At 42.3% G+C, this 1,700-nt stretch carries 2 protein-coding genes; both read left to right on the plus strand.

The genetic code is table 11. The annotated features are described in order from the left end of the window. Positions 1-1,011, plus strand: a 1,011-nt coding sequence (locus tag D5R40_RS32770; RefSeq protein ID WP_205127845.1) for a toxin TcdB middle/C-terminal domain-containing protein, incomplete at its 5' end; no start/stop codon positions are given. A gap of 497 nt (positions 1,012-1,508) precedes the next feature. Beyond that, the coding region (locus D5R40_RS38700) for a hypothetical protein (protein WP_205127846.1) at positions 1,509-1,700 on the plus strand (192 nt) is incomplete at its 3' end.

Below are 1,700 nucleotides of genomic sequence, written 5' to 3' on the forward strand. Positions count from 1 at the left end.
ACCACCAAGGTTGAATATAAACCTTCCACTTACTTTTATGTCCAGTCCTTTGAAAAAGGGAGTTCCTTTCAGTGGGAAACCGCTTTACCCATACCTGTACAAGTTGTGTCTAAAGTGGAAAAGGTCGATCACATATCCAAAACCAAGTTACTTACTTGCTATGAATATTACCATGGATATTACGATGGGGAAGAGCGTGAATTTAGAGGTTTTGCTAGGGTGGATCAAAAGGATACAGAGTTTTTTAATCAGTTTGCCAATGACCATCTCCATGAGGAAGGGGCATCAGCATTGAATCGAGACAATGCCTACTTCGTACCTCCGGTACTAACTCGCACTTGGTATCACACTGGGGCATTCATACAGCCGGAGATATCCAAAAAGTGGTGCTGCGATACAGAGGCGATCACTATGCCAATTCATGAGCAAGTGAAAAAGGAATACTATAAAGGGGATGGAAAAGCATTTGAACTTACACCGTCTAAATTGGAGCACCAGGCTTCTTCTTTTGATCGCCAAACCCTGCGGGAAGGCCTTCGGTCACTCAAAGGTCAATTGCTACGACAAGAGATCTATGGATTGGACGGAAGTGATAGCAGTACTCATCCATACCAGGTCTTGTACTACAATTATCAGGTACGACTACTCCAGGAAAAAGGAGAAAATCAGCAAGCGATCTATTGGGCCTATCCGCATGAAAACCTGACCTATCATTACGAAAGAAGGCCAGAAAATCCAAGGATCACTCATGGAATTACGCTCAAGGTAGATGATTATGGAAACACCACGGACCTAGTCAATATTGCTTATCCAGCTAGAATTCCTGCATATCCAGACAAGAAGAAGGCAGTTTACCTATCAGAAGAACAACTATGTAAATGTAAATTCTACACACCTGATAATCTATTATCCAAGTACTTTATCGAGTCTATTAGTTATGAGGTCTTGGTTTTCCTTACCATAGATGAATCATGCGAAGGGAGATGCAGCAAAAGTACTTTGTTCTGCTGAATATCCTGTACAGCCATATGAATGGAGCATCGTCAAGGGAGAGCAAAAGAATACTCGACTGGAAAAGAATCTACTACAAAAGACGAAGCAGCCGAACAATGGAAATCAACTTTTAGACAAAATACCACAGCGCTCCTTTTGTCTCGGCTCCATTGGGGCAGATTGAATCTTTGGACTTCCTATGAAGAATTTCAGGCCATTTTTACGGAATGACTTATTGCAGAATGTTTATGGCGACAAGATCGAACAGAAGATGCTGATGGAGGCGGGCTATGTATACGAAGATGATATATGGTGGCTCCCAGTGGCAAGTATCTTACGACTTACAAAACTTTCGTTGGCCAATCAAATTAGTGATCCGTTTGGCTATGGGACGCAGCTATTTACGATGCTTGGGAATTTTTAAACAGAGACCCAGAAATCCTTTTGGGCATAGCACTCGTGCGTTCAATGATATATTCTTCTCCAACTAGTGGTGTACTTGATCGAATGGGAATTTGTCTAGAGTGGCCTTTGATGCTTTTGGCTTAGTAGTAGCTACCAGTTTATGGGGAAAGCAATTGGGCAAGCAGGGAAAACCCAAGGAGGTAGGGGACCCGATGAGGAAATTTGAGACTATTTGGGATTACGCCAAGATCACTGATTTCATAGACCAGCCTTCAGATATCAAAGTGAGAGACTATTTGTCA

This window comes from Okeania hirsuta (assembly GCF_003838195.1).
Lineage (GTDB): Bacteria > Cyanobacteriota > Cyanobacteriia > Cyanobacteriales > Microcoleaceae > Okeania > Okeania hirsuta.